Source organism: Pseudomonas sp. NFR09, from assembly GCF_900111535.1.
Classification (GTDB): Bacteria; Pseudomonadota; Gammaproteobacteria; order Pseudomonadales; family Pseudomonadaceae; genus Aquipseudomonas; species Aquipseudomonas extremorientalis.
The window spans coordinates 496347-509277 of record NZ_FOIH01000003.1; the positions used below are offsets into that span (position 1 = coordinate 496347).

Genomic DNA, 12931 nt, shown 5'->3' on the forward strand with positions numbered 1-12931 from the left:
TAATCGAGGACTGCACCGATGACTCGTCTCACCGCGAAAGACTTTGCGCCCGAACTGCTGGAACTCTACGACGGCTACGCCCACGGCAAGCTCAACCGTCGCGAATTTCTCGACCGCGCCGCCCTGTTCACCTTTGGCGGCCTCACCGCCTCGGCCCTGCTCACAGCCCTGAGCCCCAACTACGCCCTGGCCGAACAGGTGAAATTCACCGACCCGGACATCGTCGCCGACTACATCACCTACCCGTCGCCCACAGGCAACGGCAACGTGCGCGGCTACCTGGTGCGCCCGGCCAAGGCGGCGGGCAAATTGCCGGCGGTGGTGGTGGTCCATGAAAACCGTGGCCTCAACCCTTACATCGAAGACGTCGCCCGGCGCCTGGCCAAGGCCGGTTTTATCGCGCTGGCACCGGATGGCCTGACCTCGGTGGGCGGCTACCCCGGTAACGACGAAAAAGGCGTGGAACTGCAACAGAAAGTCGACCCAACCAAGCTGATGAACGACTTCTTCGCCGCCATCGAATGGCTCATGCACCACGACAGCAGCACCGGCAAGGTCGGCATTACCGGTTTCTGTTATGGCGGTGGCGTGACCAATGCGGCGGCCGTGGCCTACCCGGAACTGGGCGCGGCCGTATCGTTCTATGGACGCCAGCCGGAAGCCAAGGACGTACCGCGCATCAAGGCGCCGATCATGCTGCATTACGGTGAGCTGGATACGCGGATCAATGAAGGCTGGCCGGCGTATGAAAAGGCCTTGAAAGCAGCCGGCACCACCTATGAGGCGTACATCTACAAGGGGGCCAACCACGGTTTCCACAATGATTCGACGCCGCGTTATGACGAAGCGGCGGCGAACCTGGCGTGGGAGCGCACACTGGGCTGGTTCCGCAAATATCTGGTTTGAGCGCGGGGCGCACAGGGATGGGCTCAATGTTCCAGTGCATAGCGCCGACAATGGTCGAGATAACCCTGCTCATGGCTCCCCACCAGTTGCACCACGCTGGTCCACAGCCACGACGGCGCATCCAGCTGTCTGGAACGGTTCTCCTGCAACACCGCCATCCAGTCCTTGCGGGTGTCGCGGTCCATCTGCCGGGCATGGGCGACACCCACCACCCGCGCCAGGTAACCGGCGGCGTGCATGGCGTCGATCTCGCTCAATTCGTCCAATTCCAGCTTCATGTCCTGGGGCAGCAGTTCGCGGATGAAGAAACCGTTGTCCAGCATCCGCGTCGCCACCATGCGCTCCCCCAAACCCGGTGACAGTTGACGGGCACCCTCCACCACCCGGCGGCCATTGTCCCTGGGCATCTTCGCCCGTGCCACACGGGGCGCCGCCGCGCCGACGGCCTGCTTGATATCGATCAGGCAATATTCCTGGTCGTCCTTGTCGCCCACGCCGAGCAAGGCGGCATAACGCTGCAGGCCCAGGGAGCTGCAGCCCTTGACCCAATAGGCCGAATCCAGCAGCTCGACCCTGGCATCCTTGGGGCGGCCTTTGAGTGACGTCACCAATTGATGGATGTCCGCGGAGGCACAGAGCGTTTGCAGCGCGTGCTTTTCGGCCCGCGACAGCGACCAGAAATGCTTGCCCAGCGGAATACTCGGGCGAGCGTTCTCGATGCGTTCACGCGCCAGGTTCTTCCAGGTGCGCGCCACGGCGCTGCGCATGCCCGCCTTGACCTGGGACGGACGCGGCGGCGCTTCGTCAGGCTTGTCTTTGAACGCCTGTTCGTAGCCCACCATCATTTCTTCGAGCATGCGCGCGGTGGTGACGCCGGGCAGGTCCGAGCCGCGTGCGGCGGTGGCCAGGGACAGCGCCAGGCGCACCAGGTCGTGGGCCGGGTTGCCGATCACCGTCTGGTCAAGGTCGCGGATATGCATATCGATGCGCCCCTTGATATCGCCGGTAGGCCCCAGGTTGCCGGCGTGGCAGTCGCCGCAGATCCAGATCGCCGGGCCATGGGGCAAGCGGCGCCCGCTCTGGCTGTGCAGCCATTCGTAGAATTGCACGGTGCTGCCGCGCACGTAGGCGTGGGCAGAGCGGGCCATTTTCAGGTTGCGTAGTTGGGTCAGGTGCGGCAGGCGGGCGGAGGGGCGCGGTATCTTCATGGAAAAACTCAGTGCAGGTGTTGCGGTAGAGCGCTGGCCCTCGACAAATGTTTCATTATGTTTCAAAAAAAGCGTTTCAATCTTCCGCAGCCATGTCCCGCAACCAGCCTTTGAACGCCAGCATCGCCGCCGTCTCGGCCCGCGACTGCAAGCGCGTCAACCAGTAACTGCCGGTGGTGATGCCGACATCGAACGGCTGGCGAATCACATCGCTCTCCAGTTGCCGCGCAAACATCATCGCTGGCGCCAAGGCCACGCCCAGGCCTTGCAAGGCCGCTTCCATCATCGCCAGCGAGGAATCGAACACGATACTGCGCGGCAGCAGGGTGTCGGCGGGCAAGCCGGCAGCCTGGAACCACAGGTTCCACTCATCGGCGCGGTAGGACCGCAGCAAGGTGTGTTTCAAGAGGTCGGACGGTGCGTGCAACTGTTCGGCCAGTTGCGGTATGCAGAGTACGGTAAGCGGGGCCTCCAACAGTTCGCAGGCATCCGTACCGTGCCAGGCGCCGGCACCGAAACGGACGGCGTAATCCAGGCCTTCGGCGGCCACGTCGACACGGTTGTTGTGGGTCGACAGACGCAGGTCGATAAACGGGTAGCGCTGCTGAAAATCCGCCAGGCGTGGCAGCAACCAACCGACCGCGAACGTGCCGACCGCACCGACGGTGAGGACCTCGCGGTAATGCCCGCCTTCAAATTGACCGAGGGTGTGAGCAATACGGTCGAAGGACTCGCGCAACACCGGCAGCAGGGTTTCACCTTCGCGCGTCAGCATCAGCCCTCGTGGCAGGCGTTTGAACAAGGTGACATTCAGTTGCGCCTCCAGGCTTTTCACCTGATGGCTGACCGCAGCCTGGGTCACACACAACTCGATGGCCGCCCGGGTAAAGCTCAAATGGCGGGCCGACGCCTCGAACGCGCGCAGGGCGTTGAGGGGCAAATGGGAACGCAGCATGTCCTACCCTAGATTTTCTAATGGCAGCTGCAAGATATCATCGTTTGTCGAAGGAACCGAACCTGACTAGATTTGCCACGCCTGCGCAGGCCCCGATCGTCAGTGCATCATTTACATGGAAGCGAATAACCATGAATTCCAACGTCAGAAATTTCCTGATTTCAGCCTTATTTATCAGCTCCGGCACCTGCATGGCCGCCACCGACCTGCGCCAGGTCGTAGACAGCAGCGTCGAACCCCTGATGCAGCAGCAAGGCATCGCCGGCCTGTCGGTGGCGGTGGTGAACAAGGGCAAGGTGCAATACTTTAACTACGGCGTCGCCAACAAAGACATGCAACAACGCGTGACCGAAGACACGCTGTTCGAGATCGGCTCGGTGAGCAAGACCTTCACTGCCACCCTCGGCGGCTACGCTGCGGCAAGCGGCAAGCTGAAGCTGTCGGACATGGCCAGCCAGCATCTGGCCGCACTCAAGGGCAGTGCCTTCGACCGCATCAGCCTGCTGCAATTGGCCACCTACACCCCTGGCGGCCTGCCGCTGCAGTTTCCAGATGCCGCCGACAGTGCCGACACCATGCTCAATTATTTCCAGCACTGGAAACCCACTTACGCCCCAGGCGCACAGCGTCTGTATTCCAACCCCAGCATTGGCCTGTTCGGCTACCTCAGTGCGCAAAGCCTGGGCCAGCCGTTCAACGTCGCCATGGAGAAAACCCTGCTGCCCAAGCTGGGCCTGACGAACACCCATGTCAGCGTGCCGGCAGACAAAATCCCTACCTACGCCCAAGGCTACGACAAGGACCAGAAACCCGTGCGCGTCGGCCCCGGCGCGCTGGACAGCGAAGCCTATGGCATCAAGACCAGCACCCAGGACCTGGCGCAGTACGTGATGCTGAACATGCACCCGCAAACCCTGGAGAAACCGCTGCAACAGGCCATCGCCACCACCCACACCGGTTACTACACGGTGAACGGCATGACCCAGGGCCTGGGCTGGGAGTACTACCCCTACCCGATCACGCTGCAAGCGCTGATGGAGGGCAACTCCACACCGATGGCCATGGAGCCGCACACGGTGAAATGGTTGGCCCCGGCCCAGGCGCAGCCGGCCAACGTGCTGTACAACAAGACCGGCTCGACCCGTGGGTTCGGTGCCTATGTGGCCTATGTGCCGAGCAAGGACATGGGGGTGGTGATTCTGGCCAACAAGAACTACCCGAATGCCGAACGGGTGAAAGTGGCCCATGCGATCCTGAGTGCGCTGGACCACTGATGCACACGCCCCGCAGGAACCGGCAAGCCGGCTCCTGCACGTTGGGTTACATACCGAGCCAATGCGGCAGCGCCAGCGAAATGAACGGCAAGTACGTGACCATGATCAGGAACACCAACAGAATCATCAGCCACGGCATCGCCGCGCGGATGGTCTGCCCCAGGGTCAACCCGGTCACCGCCGAGGTCACGAACAGGTTCAGCCCCACCGGCGGGTGCACCAGGCCGATCTCCATGTTCACCACCATCACGATCCCCAGGTGGATCGGGTCGATGCCCAGCTTCATGGCAATCGGGAAGAAGATCGGCGCCAGGATCAGCACAATGGCCGACGGCTCCATGAAGCTGCCCGCTACCAGCAGCACTACGTTGACCATGATCAGGAAGCCAATCGGCGTCAGCCCTTCGGAGATCACCCACGCGGTGATTTCCTGGGGGATCTGTTCGGTGGTCAGCACATGGGCAAACAGCATGGCGTTGGCAATGATGAACATCAGCATGATTGCCAGGCGCCCGGACTCCAGCAGCACCTTGGGACAGTCGCGCAGCTTCATGTCCTTGTAGACGAACAACGCCACGAACGCCGAGTACACCGCCGCCACCGCGGCCGCTTCGGTCGGGGTGAACATGCCGCTGTAGATGCCGCCGAGGATGATCACCAGCAGCAACAGGCCCCAGAAGGCGCGGCGCGCGCAGGTCAGCCATTCGCGGAACGTCGCCCGGGGCTGGGCCGGCAGCTTCTTGATGCGTGCGACGATGTAGATGGCGATCATCAGCATCAGGCCCAGCAGCAACCCTGGAATTACCCCTGCCATGAACAGCTTGCCGACCGAGGTTTCAGTCGCCGCCGAATACACCACCATCACAATCGACGGCGGGATCAGGATGCCCAGGGTGCCGGCGTTACAGATGATCCCCGCACCGAACTCCTTCGGGTAACCGGAACGCACCATGCCCGCCACGGCAATCGACCCCACCGCCGCCACCGTCGCCGGTGACGAACCGGACAGCGCCGCAAACAGCATGCACGCCAACACCGCCGCAATCGCCAGGCCGCCACGAATATGCCCAACACAGGCGTTGGCAAAGTCGATCAGCCGCTGCGCCACCCCGCCGGTGGTCATGAACGCCCCGGACAACAGGAAGAACGGGATCGCCAGGAAGGTGTAGGCGTCGGAGGTCTCGAACAGCTTGATCGCCAGGGAACTCACCGAGTCCTGGCTGAACATCAGGATCGACACCGCACCGGACAGGCCCAGGGAAATCGCGATGGGCACGCCGAGGAACATGAACACGAACAACAACAGAAACAGACAGAGCACGGCCATCAGTGACGCTCCTCATGGCTGCCGGCCAATTTGCTGGCCTCACCGGCCTCGTCGGCCAAACCCAGCCCGACCTGACGGTGGGTAAGGATGCGGTAGAAAATTTCCAGGTAGCGGATAAACACCATGGCAAAACCGATGGGCACGATGATCACGATGTCACCGACGTCGATGCCGTACTGGTCGAGGTCTTCGGCGCCGATATGGGCGGTCATCACCGCGCTGACCCACTTGTAGCTGGCGATCATGAACAGCCCGGCATAGGCCAGGCAGCACAGGCAGGCGAACATCCCGAGCACGCGTTGCACCGGGCGCTTGGTCAGCTTGACCAAGGCGTCCACGCCCAGATGGCCGGCGGTGCGCACGCCGTAGGAAATACCGAAGAAAATCAGCCAGCCAAACATGGCCTTGGTCAGCGCCACGCTCCAGGTCATGTCCTGGGCCCAGGTCATGGTGTGGTCGCCCAGGGCACCGAAGAAGGTGCTGCTGAAGGCCCACTTGTCCGACAGGGCAAAGAACAGCGTGTAGATGTTGTTGAGCATGACGTAGACGAATGTCACCAGGGTCATGGCGGCCAGCAGGAAGGCAATGAAACCTTCCTCCAGGTGCTCCCAGACGCGCCTTAGCGTTTGCATGGCAAAACCTCGCGAAAGCAAATGAGATATCGATATGTGGGAGGGGGCTTACCCCCGATAGCGGTGGGTCAGAGACAGATGGGCAAGCTGACACACCGCAATCGGGGGCAAGCCCCCTCCCACATTGCGGGTTACCGATTGGAGGCGTCCGCAGCCTTGATCAGATCAGCCCCGATCTCACCTTCGAACTTCTGCCACACCGGGCGCATGGCTTCGCGCCAAAGCTGGCGTTGCTCCGGGGTCAGTTCGATGATTTCGCTGGTCTTGGCGTCGATGATCTTCTGCCTGGCCGACTGGTTCAGCGCCTCGGCCTGCTTGTTCACCTCGACGGTGACCTCGACCATGATCTGCTCCAGGGTGCTGCGGATGTCCGGTGGCAGGCCGTTCCAGAACTTGGCGTTGGTGATCACCATGTAGTCGATCAGGCCATGATTGGACTCGGTGAAGAACTTCTGCACCTCGTTGACCTTCTGGCTTTCATAGTTCGACCAGGTGTTCTCGGTGCCGTTGACCGTGCCGGTCTGCAGGCCTTGGTACACCTCGGCGAAGCTCATCTTGCGCGGGTTGGCGCGGATCGCCTTGAACTGCTCTTCCAGCACGCTGGAGGCCTGTACGCGGAACTTCAGGCCACGGGCGTCCTTGGGTTCATGCAGCGCTTTGTTGGCGGACAATTGCTTGAGGCCGTTGTGCCAATAGGCCAGGCCGAGGATGTTCTTGTCCTGCATCGAGGTCAGCAGTTCCTTGCCCTGGGCGGCCTGGAAACGGTCGACAGCAGCCAGGTCATTGAACAGGAACGGCAGGTCATAGATCTGCACCTGCCTGGTGTATTGCTCGAACTTGGCCAGGGACGGCGCCAGCATCTGCACGTCGCCCAGCAGCAGCGCTTCCATCTCCTTGCCATCGCCGAACAGCGACGAGTTCGGGTACACCTCGACCTTCACCTTGCCGGGCAGGCGTTCTTCGGCGAGCTTCTTGAACAACAGCGCGCCCTGGCCCTTGGGGGTGTTTTCGGCCACCACGTGGGCGAACTTGATCACGATCGGGTCCGCCGCCTGGGCCAGGCCTGCGGCAAACAAGGTGGCGGCGCACAGCAGCGCCCGGGAGAGCTTGAGCATGGAAAATTACCTTCTTATTGTTGTGTTGTAAGGCAAGGTGCCTGATGTGACGCGTGTAGTGAATTTCGAATTTTAGATACCTGCGTTCGGAGTGGCCGAACGCTGCGCCTGGGCCGCCAACAACCTTTGTGCACGCAGCAACACCGGCGCATCCACCATCTGCCCATCGATCTGGTAGGCCCCTGCCCCATGGGCGCCGGCGTCCACCACCCGCTGCGCCCAGGCCAGGTCTGCGGCGCTCGGTGCGAGCGCTTCATGGATCACGGCCACCTGCTTGGGATGGATACACAACGCCCCGGCAAAGCCCATTTCATAGGCATGCCGGATCGAACGGCGCAGGCCCTCCGGGTCATCGATGGCCGGGTGGACGCCGTCCAACGGCGCGACCAACCCGGCGGCGCGGGAGTGTACGATCAGCGCCAGGCGCGCCTGGTCCAGGGCGAACTGCGCAGCCGGGGAGTTGCTGCTCAGGTTCAGGTCCAGCGCCAGGTCCAGCCCACCAAACGACAGGCGCTGCACCTGCGGCGCATGGGCGATCTCGGCCACAGCCAACAAGCCACGGGCGCTTTCGATAATCGGCCAGATCACTTTGCCGGTGGCGGCAACCACCGCCACCTGCGCGGCACTTTCAACCTTGGGCAGCAACACCCCCGCCACATTCGCATGGGCCTTGCAGAACGCCACATCCTCAAAATGCTCGGTATGTTCCGGCGCATTGATGCGCACCCACACCTGGGCAGCGGGGTTCGCCGTCAAAAACGCCCCGAGGTTATCCCGCGCCTGGCGCTTGAGCGGCTCTTCCACCGCGTCCTCGAAATCCACGATCACCGCATCGGCCCCACTGGCCAGGGCTTTGGAAAATCGTTCCGGTCGGCTACCGGGTACAAACAACGCCGAACGCACCAATGGCTTTGGCATGACACAATTCCTTATTCAGATAACGCCGCGCGCGCGCAGGCTGTCGATGGCATCGCCGGAGTAACCGAGCTGATCGAGAATGTCCTGGCTGTGTTGACCCAATGCCGGAACGCCGTCCATGCGTGGGGTGAACGCGGCATTGCGGGCCGGCGGCAACAGCGACGGCAGCGGACCGGCCGGGCTGTCGACCTCACGCCAGCTGTCGCGCGCCTTGAGTTGCGGGTGGTCCCACACGCCTTGCATATCGTTGACCCGGGCGCTGGCGATCTGCGCCTCCTCCAGGCGCTGGATCACCGCTTCGGCATCCAATTGCGCAAAGCGGTCGACGATGATCTGGCGCAACACTTCACGGTTAGCCGAGCGCTTGAAGTTGGCGCTGAAACGCTCGTCCGCCGCCAGTTCAGGCGTGAGCAGCACCTTGTCGCAAAATGCCGCCCATTCGCGCTCGTTCTGCAACCCCAGCATGACGGTGCCACCATCGCCAGTGGGGAACGGCCCATAGGGGTAGATCGTTGAGTGCGCAGCGCCGGCACGCGGTGGCTGCGGTGCGCCGTCGAAGGCGTAATACATCGGGTAGCCCATCCACTCCACCAGGCTTTCCAGCATGCTCACGTCGATGCGACTGCCCTTGCCCGTCTTGCCGCGCAGCAGCAGCGCCGAGAGGATGCCGCTGTAGGCGTACATGCCTGCCGAGATGTCGGCGATGGAACAACCAGCCTTGGCCATCTGGTCGTCGCCAGGGCCACCGGTCACCGAGAGAAAACCGCCTTCGCTCTGGATCAGCAGGTCGTAGGCCTTCTTTTTCTCGTACGGCCCGCCTTCGCCGTAGCCGGAAATATCGCAGACGATCAACCGTGGGAAACGCTCGTGCAGCGCCTCGAACGACAGGCCCATGCGCGCCGCCGCGCCGGGCGCCAGGTTCTGCACCAGCACATCGGCGTCGGCGAGCAGGGTGTCGAGGATAGCGCCTGCCTCGTCCTGCTTGAGGTCCAGGGTCAGGCTTTCCTTGGAACGGTTGGTCCACACGAAATGCGAGGCCAGGCCGCGCACGCGCTCGTCGTAGCCACGGGCAAAGTCGCCGGCGCCGGGGCGTTCGATCTTGATCACGCGGGCGCCCAGGTCTGCCAACTGGCGTGTGCAGAATGGCGCTGCAATCGCATGTTCCAGGCTGACAACGGTGATGCCGTCCAGCGGTCTCGGGTTAGTCATGACAGTTCCTCAGAGCCAGTGGGCCATGGACGTGGCGTTGCGCAAATTCCAGACCTTCTCGATCAGGGCGTTGGCCTGGGCCGGGGTGCGGGCGCCGCTGAACAGGCTCAGCCGCTGGAATTTATCCGCCAGCTCCGCGCGGCTCAGGGTGTTGCCCGGATCGCCCTTGGGCTCGTCGATAGCGCCATGCAGCGTGCGGCCATCCTGCGTGGTGACGGTGACGCGGCCGAGCCAGCGTTGCGGGTAGGCGCCGTCGACTTCGGGGTCGAAGGTCATGCTGACCTTGTCGCGAAAAGCCGAGACGGCTGGATCGGTCAATGCCAGCTCATGGAACTCGGTGAGACCGGCCTTGCCATGCACGCCAATCAAGCCCAGCACGGTGCCCATGGAGAACTTGGCCTGGTGCACGCTGGTCGGCACGTTCACGCGCCCCAGCACATCGATCGCGCCTTGATGCACGCGGGTTTCGACGCGGGCAATATCGGCGGCGGCGAGACGTTCGCGTTGCATCAGGTCCAGCAGCGCATCGGCGGCCGGATGGGTATGGCGGCACGAGGCGTGGAACTTGAACGAGGTTTCCAGCAGCGCCCAGCGACTGCCAAGGCCGGCGGACAACTTGCTCGGTTCGGCATCGCTGGACATGCCCGCCGCCAAGCCCTGGTCACCTTCCAGGATATTACGCGCCCCCGTCAGCCCATCCGCCGTCAGGTATGCGGCGAGCAACCCATCCGCTGCCGCCTTGGCGGTGTGCAGTTGCTTGGAGTCGGCGGCATCGCGCAGGAACTCCCACAAGCCGGCGGCCTGGGTGCCCGCACTGCCGAGCAGGTTGATGAATTGTTCCTGGTTGAAATCCAGCAGCTTGCCCACCGCGACCGCCGCCGCCAACGTGCCGACGGTGGCCGTGGTGTGGAAGATGCGGTAATGGGAGCGCCCCATGAATTCGCCGATACGGATACCAGCCTCGTAGCCGGCCACCGAGGCCAGCAGCAAGTCGCGGCCGGATTTGCCCAGGTCCTGGGCGGCGGCCAGGGCAGCCGGAAACACCACGGTGGCCGGGTGCAACACGGAGCTGTTGTGCAGGTCATCCTGCTCCACCAGGTGCGACGAAGCACCGTTGACCAACGCGGCGAAGTAGGCGCTGCTGCCGGCGCCATTGACGATCACTTGCGCCGGGCCGTTGCTCGGCCCCATCTTCTGCGCATAACGCTCGAACAATGGAATCGGATGCGCGCCCTTGCTCGCCAGCGCCGAGGCCAGCCAGTCCAGGTACAAATCTTCGGTGCGCGCCAGGACGTTTTCGGGCAACTGTGCGTAGTGCAGGTCCGCCAGGAACCGACACAAGGCTTGGGTATGGCTCATGGTCGGGCCCTCAGAAGCTGCGTGGCAGTTCGAGCAGGTGCTCGGCCACGTAGGACAGGATCAGGTTGGTGGAGATCGGCGCCACCTGGTACAGGCGCGTCTCGCGGAATTTGCGCTCCACGTCGTACTCGCAGGCAAAGCCGAAACCGCCGTGGGTTTGCAGGCAGGCATTGGCCGCCTCCCAGGACGCCTTGGCCGCCAGGTACTTGGCCATGTTGGCGCTGGCACCGGCATGCTTGCCGCTGTCGTATTCTTCGCAGGCACGCCAGCGCATCAGGTCAGCCGCTTCGATCTCGATATGCGCTTCGGCAATCGGGAATTGCACGCCCTGGTTCTGCCCGATGGGCCGGCCAAACACCACGCGGTCACGGGCATACGCGCAGGCTTTTTCGATAAACCAGCGGCCGTCGCCGATGCATTCGGCGGCGATCAACGTGCGTTCGGCGTTGAGGCCGTCGAGGATGTATTTGAAACCCTTGCCCTCTTCGCCGATCAGGCTGTCCAGCGGCAACTCCAGGTTGTCGAAGAACAGCTCGTTGGTCTCGTGGTTGACCATATTGGCGATGGGCTGCACGGTCAGGCCGTTGCCGATGGCTTCGCGCAGGTCGACGAGGAAGATCGACATGCCTTCGGATTTCTTCTTCACCTCGGCCAACGGCGTGGTGCGCGCCAGCAGGATCATCAGGTCGGAATGCTGGATCCGCGAGATCCACACCTTTTGGCCGTTGATCACGTATTTGTCACCGCGCTTGATCGCGGTGGTCTTGATTTTGGTGGTGTCGGTGCCGGTGGTGGGCTCGGTCACGCCCATCGATTGCAGGCGCAATTCGCCGCTGGCCAGCTTGGGCAGGTAGAAGCGTTTCTGCGCTTCGCTGCCGTGCCGCAACAGGGTGAACATGTTGTACATCTGGCCGTGCACGGTGCCGGAGTTGCCGCCGCAGCGGTTCACTTCTTCAAGGATTACCGAAGCTTCGGCCAGGCCCAGGCCGGAACCGCCGTATTCTTCGGGGATCATCGCCGACAGCCAGCCGGCGTCGGTCAGCGCCTTGACGAAGGCTTCGGGGAAGCCCTTCTCTTCATCGATCCGGCGCCAGTAAGCGGCATCGAATTCAGCGCACAAGGCGCGCACGCCGTCGCGGATGGCATTGAGTTCTTCGTTGTCATTCGGGTTCATCTGCGGCTCTCCGCCTGTTGTTCTTGGATTATTCGAAATGCACCTGGGCTTGCTGCGCCAGGCCATCGGTATTGCCGGCCCACAGTTGGGCTACGCCGGTCTCGGTGACGCGCCCGCCTACTTCAAAAGGTTGCGGCGCAATCAACGGGCGCACACCGCGATAGGCAAACCGGCGCAAGGTGGCTTCAGGATGGGCGCGGCAGAACGCGCGCAGGCCCAGGGTGGCGATCAGCGGCCCGTGCACCACCAGTCCCGAGTAGCCTTCGGTGCCGGTGACATAGGGGTAGTCGTAGTGAATGCGGTGGCCGTTGAAGGTCACCGCGCTGTAGCGAAACAGCAGGGTCGGCGTGGGGTCGACGGTTTCGGACCACTCGCCCTGCTCCAGCGCCTCGCCGCTGCCGGATTTGGGCGGCGTGGGTTCGCGGTAGACGATGTCCTGTTCCTCGCGGATCGCCAGGCGGCCTTGCTGGGAGTAGTCGTGGCGCACGGTGACGAACAGCAGCGCGCCGGTGCGGCCGGTCTTTTCTTCGACCTGGGTGATGGTCGACACCCGGGTCGCCGCCTCGCCGGCACGCAGGGCATGCAGGAACTCGATGCGCCCACCGGCCCACATGCGATTGCGATTGTCGGCTGGCGGCAGGAAGCCGCCACGGGCCGGGTGGCCGTCGCTGCCCAGGGCGGTTTCCGGCAGTGGGTCCTGGAAGAAACACCACTGCCACAGCGGCGGGATATCCGCGCCGTCTTCGGGCACGGCTTCGCCGAAGGTGGCGGCAATACGCTTGAGCAGGTTATGGCTGAGGTGGTCGTGGGCGGTTTCGCTTCGGCCGATCCAATCGGTGGCGCTCATCGGGTGC

The 12931-nt window shown here is 63.1% G+C and carries 12 protein-coding genes; 2 read left to right on the forward strand and 10 right to left on the reverse strand.

Going from position 1 to position 12931, the window contains the following annotated elements:
• Positions 1 to 18: 18 nt before the first annotated feature.
• Positions 19 to 906: a YghX family hydrolase gene (gene yghX / locus BMX59_RS09790; protein ID WP_093121184.1), complete on the forward strand. Its 888-nt coding sequence runs from the start codon at positions 19 to 21 to the stop codon at positions 904 to 906.
• A 23-nt stretch (positions 907 to 929) separates the two neighbouring features.
• Here the strand turns inward: yghX and BMX59_RS09795 are convergent, their stop codons facing one another.
• Together BMX59_RS09795 and BMX59_RS09800 are read right to left on the reverse strand one after the other, a co-directional pair.
• Positions 930 to 2114, reverse strand: coding sequence for a DUF2252 family protein (locus BMX59_RS09795; protein ID WP_093121185.1), 1185 nt, complete (start codon positions 2112 to 2114; stop codon positions 930 to 932).
• A 76-nt stretch (positions 2115 to 2190) separates the two neighbouring features.
• Positions 2191 to 3069 (reverse strand): LysR family transcriptional regulator, encoded by an 879-nt coding sequence (locus tag BMX59_RS09800; protein ID WP_093121186.1) that lies wholly within the window; start codon positions 3067 to 3069, stop codon positions 2191 to 2193.
• Between the two features lie 131 nt (positions 3070 to 3200).
• Here BMX59_RS09800 and ampC point away from each other — a divergent pair, with 131 nt between their 5' ends.
• A complete protein-coding gene (gene ampC, locus BMX59_RS09805; RefSeq protein ID WP_093121187.1) occupies positions 3201 to 4343 on the forward strand; it encodes a class C beta-lactamase in 1143 nt (380 codons plus the stop codon).
• Positions 4344 to 4389: 46 nt separating this feature from the next.
• Here the strand turns inward: ampC and dctM are convergent, their stop codons facing one another.
• The 8 genes from dctM to BMX59_RS09845 all read right to left on the reverse strand — a co-directional run bounded on the left by dctM (position 4390) and on the right by BMX59_RS09845 (position 12924).
• Positions 4390 to 5670: a C4-dicarboxylate TRAP transporter large permease protein DctM gene (gene dctM, locus BMX59_RS09810; protein ID WP_093121188.1), complete on the reverse strand. Its 1281-nt coding sequence runs from the start codon at positions 5668 to 5670 to the stop codon at positions 4390 to 4392.
• Positions 5670 to 6302, reverse strand: a complete 633-nt coding sequence (locus BMX59_RS09815) for a TRAP transporter small permease (protein WP_092244098.1) — start codon at positions 6300 to 6302, stop codon at positions 5670 to 5672. Before BMX59_RS09815 ends, dctM begins: the two co-directional genes overlap by 1 nt.
• 131 nt (positions 6303 to 6433) lie before the next feature.
• The gene (locus BMX59_RS09820; RefSeq protein WP_093121189.1) at positions 6434 to 7417 is read right to left on the reverse strand and encodes a TRAP transporter substrate-binding protein; all 984 of its coding nucleotides are present in this window, start codon (positions 7415 to 7417) and stop codon (positions 6434 to 6436) included.
• Between the two features lie 72 nt (positions 7418 to 7489).
• On the reverse strand, positions 7490 to 8335 hold the full coding sequence (locus BMX59_RS09825) for an HpcH/HpaI aldolase/citrate lyase family protein (RefSeq protein ID WP_093121190.1): 846 nt from the start codon (positions 8333 to 8335) through the stop codon (positions 7490 to 7492).
• A gap of 15 nt (positions 8336 to 8350) precedes the next feature.
• Positions 8351 to 9544: a CaiB/BaiF CoA transferase family protein gene (locus tag BMX59_RS09830; RefSeq protein ID WP_093121191.1), complete on the reverse strand. Its 1194-nt coding sequence runs from the start codon at positions 9542 to 9544 to the stop codon at positions 8351 to 8353.
• A gap of 9 nt (positions 9545 to 9553) precedes the next feature.
• Positions 9554 to 10903 carry an MmgE/PrpD family protein gene (locus BMX59_RS09835; RefSeq protein ID WP_093121192.1) on the reverse strand — a complete coding sequence of 450 codons (1350 nt, stop codon included), beginning with the start codon at positions 10901 to 10903 and terminating at the stop codon, positions 9554 to 9556.
• 10 nt (positions 10904 to 10913) lie between these two features.
• On the reverse strand, positions 10914 to 12077 hold the full coding sequence (locus BMX59_RS09840; protein ID WP_093121193.1) for an acyl-CoA dehydrogenase family protein: 1164 nt from the start codon (positions 12075 to 12077) through the stop codon (positions 10914 to 10916).
• Between the two features lie 28 nt (positions 12078 to 12105).
• Positions 12106 to 12924, reverse strand: coding sequence for an HTD2 family dehydratase (locus BMX59_RS09845; RefSeq protein ID WP_093121194.1), 819 nt, complete (start codon positions 12922 to 12924; stop codon positions 12106 to 12108).
• Between the last annotated feature and the right edge of the window lie 7 nt (positions 12925 to 12931).

Bases quoted from the DNA above. Each gene is read 5' to 3' on its own strand.
- yghX (WP_093121184.1), top strand. From the start codon at position 19: ATGACTCGTCTCACCGCGAAAGACTTTGCGCCCGAACTGCTGGAACTC.
- BMX59_RS09795 (WP_093121185.1), bottom strand. From the start codon at position 2,114: ATGAAGATACCGCGCCCCTCCGCCCGCCTGCCGCACCTGACCCAACTA.
- BMX59_RS09800 (WP_093121186.1), bottom strand. From the start codon at position 3,069: ATGCTGCGTTCCCATTTGCCCCTCAACGCCCTGCGCGCGTTCGAGGCG.
- ampC (WP_093121187.1), top strand. From the start codon at position 3,201: ATGAATTCCAACGTCAGAAATTTCCTGATTTCAGCCTTATTTATCAGC.
- dctM (WP_093121188.1), bottom strand. From the start codon at position 5,670: ATGGCCGTGCTCTGTCTGTTTCTGTTGTTGTTCGTGTTCATGTTCCTC.
- BMX59_RS09815 (WP_092244098.1), bottom strand. From the start codon at position 6,302: ATGCAAACGCTAAGGCGCGTCTGGGAGCACCTGGAGGAAGGTTTCATT.
- BMX59_RS09820 (WP_093121189.1), bottom strand. From the start codon at position 7,417: ATGCTCAAGCTCTCCCGGGCGCTGCTGTGCGCCGCCACCTTGTTTGCC.
- BMX59_RS09825 (WP_093121190.1), bottom strand. From the start codon at position 8,335: ATGCCAAAGCCATTGGTGCGTTCGGCGTTGTTTGTACCCGGTAGCCGA.
- BMX59_RS09830 (WP_093121191.1), bottom strand. From the start codon at position 9,544: ATGACTAACCCGAGACCGCTGGACGGCATCACCGTTGTCAGCCTGGAA.
- BMX59_RS09835 (WP_093121192.1), bottom strand. From the start codon at position 10,903: ATGAGCCATACCCAAGCCTTGTGTCGGTTCCTGGCGGACCTGCACTAC.
- BMX59_RS09840 (WP_093121193.1), bottom strand. From the start codon at position 12,077: ATGAACCCGAATGACAACGAAGAACTCAATGCCATCCGCGACGGCGTG.
- BMX59_RS09845 (WP_093121194.1), bottom strand. From the start codon at position 12,924: ATGAGCGCCACCGATTGGATCGGCCGAAGCGAAACCGCCCACGACCAC.